This window comes from Streptomyces sp. NPDC001880 (assembly GCF_053594575.1).
The window spans coordinates 28,070-33,052 of the sequence record NZ_JBSFET010000069.1 but is presented as its reverse complement, the minus strand read 5'-3'; the positions used below and the strand labels follow the sequence as shown (position 1 = coordinate 33,052).

Here is a 4,983-nt window from a genome sequence, read left to right as displayed (position 1 = left end):
GCCAGGTCGTTGCCGTCCACCACGAGGTCGCGGACCGCGACGACATGGGGATGGTCGAGACCGAGCAGGGCGGTGCGCTCCTGGACGAAGCGGCCGACGAGTTCCTGGTCGGACGCCAGGTCCTCGCGGAGCAGCTTGATGGCCACCGGGCCCTCGGGCCCCTCGCCGAGCCAGACCGTTCCGGCGCTGCCGCGTCCCAGGATCTGGTGTGCGGTGTACCGGCTGCCGATATTCCGTGCCAAGACTGCTCCCTCAGCGGCTGGCGATGGACCGTCGCTCATGACCCCCGGTCGACAAAGTTACGCGTCGACCGGGGGGTTGAGTGCCCGGGATGATGCCAACCTTCACTTCCGCGGGCGATATGCGGTGGAAACTGGCCCGCGGAAGTCGATTTAGCTACAGAGTTGATGGTGTCGCGGCCACTCAGGGGCCGGTGTTGCCGCCGTTGCCGACGTCGCTGCCGCCGCCCAGTTGCGAGATCCAGTCGGTGACGGTGGAGAACGTGTCGCTGATCGCGTCCCAGTAGCTCTTGCCCTGGCCGATCCAGTCCTGCAACGGGGTCAGTTCCCAGATCAGCCAGCCCGCGACGAACAGCAGCACCAGGGTGAACAGACAGCCCTTGAGGCAGCCGAGGCCGGGGATCCTCATCGGGTTGGCGCTGCGCTGCCTCGGCTCGCGGGGCTGCCGCGGGGCCGGCGGCTGGGGCGCCACCGGCTGCTGCGGAGGCGCGTACTGCTGGTGCTGGGGCTGCGGTTGGGGCTGGTACTGCTGCTGGCGGCGCTGGGGGTACTGCTGTTGCTGCGGCTGCTGGTACTGCTGATGCTGCGGTGGCGGCTGCCGCCGCTGTGGCTGCTGGGGCTGCGGGCGCTGGGGGCGGCGGCGCAGCGGGTCCTGGTCCGGGTCGAGGTACTGGACCTGGGTCTGCTCGTTGCGGTCGCGGGCCGCCCGGAGCTGGGACTGCCAGGGGTGCGGTCCGTCGGGCTGCGGGGGGCCGTCCGGACGCGGCGGCACGGGCGGCAGGACCGAGGTCGGGTCGGCGTTTCCGCCCGCGCCCTGGCCGGGGGCGTGCTGCATGACGCTGGTGGCGGCGTTCGGGTCGTACGAGCCGGCATTGCTCGGCAGCACCTGCGTCGGGTCCGCCGCGCCGGGGGTGTCCGGAACGGCCGCGGGCGCCGGGTCGGGTGCGAGCAGGGCGCCCACGCCGTCGGCCGCGGCGATCTGGGCGGAACTGGCGTGCACGCCGATCCCGTCCGCGACGACGCGCAGGCCGCGGGCCAGGTTCTCGGCGCTGGGCCGCCGGTCGGGGTCCTTGCTCAGGCAGCGCTCTATCACCGTCCACAACGGGGCCGGGACGGTGCTGGGGCGGCGGGGTTCCTCGCTGAGGTGCCGGTGCAGCACTTCGAGTGCGGTGCCGCCGGCGAACGGCGGGCGGCCGGTGACCAGCTCGTACAGCAGGATGCCCGCGCCGTAGATGTCGACGGCGGAGGTCTGCGGGCGGCCCTCGGCGGACTCGGGGGCCACATAGGCGGGCGTGCCGACGAACTCGTGGGTGCGGGTGAGGCCCGGGGAGTCGGCCAGGCGCGCGATGCCGAAGTCGGTGAGCATCGGGCGCATCTGGCCGTCGCGCTCGTCTAGCAGGACGTTGGCGGGCTTCAGGTCGCGGTGGACGACGCCGTCGGCGTGGCTGGCGGCGAGCGCGTCGGCGATCTGCGCGGTGAGCAGAGCGGCGGCGACCGGGGTGAGCGGACCGTTCTCCCGGAGGTAGCGGTGCAGGTCGGGGCCGTCGACCAGGTCCATGACGAGGGCCAGGAGGTCGCCCTCGACGACCAGGTCGCGGGTGCGCACGATGTTCTCGTGGGTGAGCCGGAGCAGCACGGAACGCTCGCGCAGGAACCGCATCACGACATCGGCGTCGTTGGCGAGCTCCTCCTTCAGGACCTTGATCGCCACGGTCTCGCCGGGCTCGCCGGCGACGGCCGCCTCGGCGCCCGCGGTCTCCCGCTGGCGGGCACGCCAGACGGTGCCCGTGGCGCCGCGTCCCAGCGGCTCCTCCAGGAGGTACTTGCTGCCTACCGGCCGCACGTCATGCGCTCCCTGCAGATCGTGGTGGTTGCGGTTCTCCCGGATCCGCCCGGGAGTTCCGGCCCACTCTAGTGGGGCGACGGGCGGGGTCGGGCGGCTCCGTCCGGTTGCTTCGGTCGCCCTGTCCGCCGTTGGCCGGATGCCGACCCGAGGGGGCATTGGCCAGTTGCGGAACAAGACGCTCACATCGGGCCAATGGTTGCTGTGCACATGTGCGACGAACCGCTGCGGGCGCTCTTGCGGAACCGTTCCGTCCTCGTGGACAGGGTTCCAAGCAGGCATTTATGGGCGCACAGCCGACGTTTCAAGATCACTCAGCGGTGACCCCCGGGCGTGTTGTCAGTCGCAGGTGCGAGGATGCCTCCAGCACGGACTGTGGGGTCAAGAGCCCCGCGGCACGTGACGAACCTGTACCGGACGACGCGTCCGTGTCGGGTGGGGGGAATCACAGGGCGTTTCCCCTGCCCGGCGCCCCGCGCAGAAGGGACCGCTGACGGCGATGCAGATCCGGCTGACCGTCCTCGCGCCGCGCAGCGGCCAGACCCCGGCGCGCGCGTGCGACGTGCTGGTCACCGCCCCGCCCGGGACGGCGCTCGCCGCCGTGGCGTCCAACCTGGCGGCGGCCGTCCTGGGGCCCGACGGCTCGCTCGGCAGCGGGGCGGTGGTGCTGTTCGCCGGGCGTGAGCGGCTCGACGCCCAGCGGTGCGCGCTGGGCGAGCCGCCGCTGGTGGACGGCGCGGTGCTCTCGCTCCAGGTCCCGGGCGACGACGAGGCGGTGGACGACGCCGTCCCGGCCCGGCTGCACGTGATCGCGGGGCCGGACGCGGGCGGGGTCCATCTGCTGCACGGCGGCCGGATCCGGATCGGCCGCTCCGCCGACGCGGACGTCCCGCTCGACGACCCCGACGTATCCCGGCTGCACTGCACGGTGACGGTCTCGCCGGACGGCCTGGTCTCGGTGGCGGACCTCGGCTCCACCAACGGCACCCTGCTCGACGGCACGGAGGTCCGCGACCGCCCGGTCCGGCTGAAGCCCGGTGCGCTGCTGCGGCTCGGCGAGTCGGCGCTCCGGCTGACCTCCGGCGCGCCGTCGCCGGCGCTGGCGACGGCCCCGGACGGCGAGGGTCATCTGCGGGTGTCCGGCACAGCGGGCACCGACGACGGCTCCGGGCACGGTTACGCCGCGCCCGCCTCCCCCACGCCCGTCACCCACGAGGACCCCGGCGCCGGTCATGCCCACGGCAGCGAGGACGACGGGCCCCGGCCGCCCGCCCCCGGGCACCCCGCCCCCGCCCCCGCCCCGGACGACGGGGCACCCCGGCGGGGCGGAATAGGCGCCTGGGCCCGCAGACTCACGGGCAACCGGGGCGAGCCCGTGCACGAGGCCGCGCCCGACGGGGAGGGAGCCGCCGGGCTTCCGTTCCCGGCCGCCGCTTCGGCGCCGTCGGGGTCCACCGCGCAGAGCGCCTGGCCCGACCCGGCGGCCGTGCTGCTGACCGCGCTCGGCCCCGGCCCCCGGTTGTGGGAGCGCGGCACCGCCCACCCCGAGGCGCTCGTGGTGCGCCTGGGGACGACGGACCGCGTCGAGCTGCCCGCGGTACCGGTGACGGTGGGGCTGAGGGAGGCCGGTTCGCTCGGGCTCGCCGGGCCACGGACGCGGCTGGCCGGGCTCGCCCGCTCGACGGTGGCTCAGCTCGCCGCGCTGCACTCCCCCGCCGATCTGGAGATCGTGCTGATCAGCGCGGACCGCGCCCGTGGCGCGGACGAGCGCAGACGCGAGTGGGCCTGGCTCGGCTGGCTGCCCCATCTGCGGCCGGCGCACGGCCAGGACTGCCGGCTGCTTCTCGCGTACGACCGCGAACAGGCCACCGCCCGGGTCACGGAGCTGGTGCGCCGGCTGGACGAAGGTCCGCTCGGGCCCGGCTGGGCGAGCCTGGACCGGAGTACGGTCGCCGAGGCCGCGGAGCGGTACGCGGGCCCGTACACCGTGGTGATCGTCGACGGCGATCCCGGCTCGGCGGCGCTGCGCGAGAACACCGCCCGGCTGGCCGCCGCCGGTGCCGCGGCCGGCATCCATCTGATCTGTCTGGCCGAGACCCCGGCCGCCACACCCACCTCACCGGTCGCGGCGACCTACGAGGCCGCCTGCCACGCCTCGATCGCGTTCCGCGAGTGCGGGGCGGTGGCGATGCTCAGCGGCGATGTGGCGACGGCCCTGCGGTTGCTGCGGACGGCGGACGGCCGGGCCGCGGGCCGCGGCACGGTCGCCGCGGTGGACGCGGTGTCGGCGCACTGGGCCGAGCGGTTCGGCCGGGCGCTGGCCCCGTTGCGTACGGAGGGCTCCGCCACGGCCCACGGCCGGTCGGCGTCGGCCTCGCTCCCGACGACCGCGCGTCTGCTGGACGAGCTGGGCCTGGCCCGTGCCACCCCGGCCTCCCTGATGGCTCGCTGGGCCTCCACCGCGGACGACCAGCCGGGCGCCACGGTGCGCGGCTCGGGCCGCTGGACGGGCGGGCCGGCGGGCGTCGGCGCGGACGACGGCGCCGGTCCGGGAAGCCGCGGTCCGGGGCGCACGGAGTACCCGCGCGGCGCGGCTCCCCGCGTGGGCGCCCAGCGGGTGGGCGGTTCCGCGGGCCCTGACGGCTACGCCCCCGGCTCGGGCCGCACCCCGTACCCCGGCAGCGAGAACGCCACTCACATCGGCACCCCGGTCCGCCCTCTCGCCCCCGGCGACGACGGCCACGGCACCCCCGACTCGGGGCGCACCCCGCACCCCGACTCCGGCCGCACTCCGTACCCCGACTCCGGGCGCACCCCGCACCCCGACTCCGGCCGCACTCCGTACCCCGACTCCGGGCGCACCCCGCACCCCGACTCCGGCCGCACTCCGTACCCCGACTC

3 protein-coding genes are annotated in these 4,983 nt (G+C 75.4%); 1 reads left to right on the top strand and 2 read right to left on the bottom strand.

The window, feature by feature from the left end; genetic code table 11:
* Together ACWCQ6_RS27415 and ACWCQ6_RS27410 are read right to left on the bottom strand one after the other, a co-directional pair.
* The coding region (locus ACWCQ6_RS27415; protein ID WP_451093568.1) for a protein kinase at positions 1-242 on the bottom strand (242 nt) is incomplete at its 3' end.
* A gap of 181 nt (positions 243-423) precedes the next feature.
* Positions 424-2,082: a serine/threonine-protein kinase gene (locus ACWCQ6_RS27410; RefSeq protein ID WP_451093566.1), complete on the bottom strand. Its 1,659-nt coding sequence runs from the start codon at positions 2,080-2,082 to the stop codon at positions 424-426.
* A 499-nt stretch (positions 2,083-2,581) separates the two neighbouring features.
* On the opposite strand from ACWCQ6_RS27410, the gene ACWCQ6_RS27405 reads away from it, so the two are divergent.
* Positions 2,582-4,983 (top strand): FHA domain-containing protein (locus tag ACWCQ6_RS27405; protein ID WP_451093564.1); only part of this gene is annotated, 2,402 nt, incomplete at its 3' end.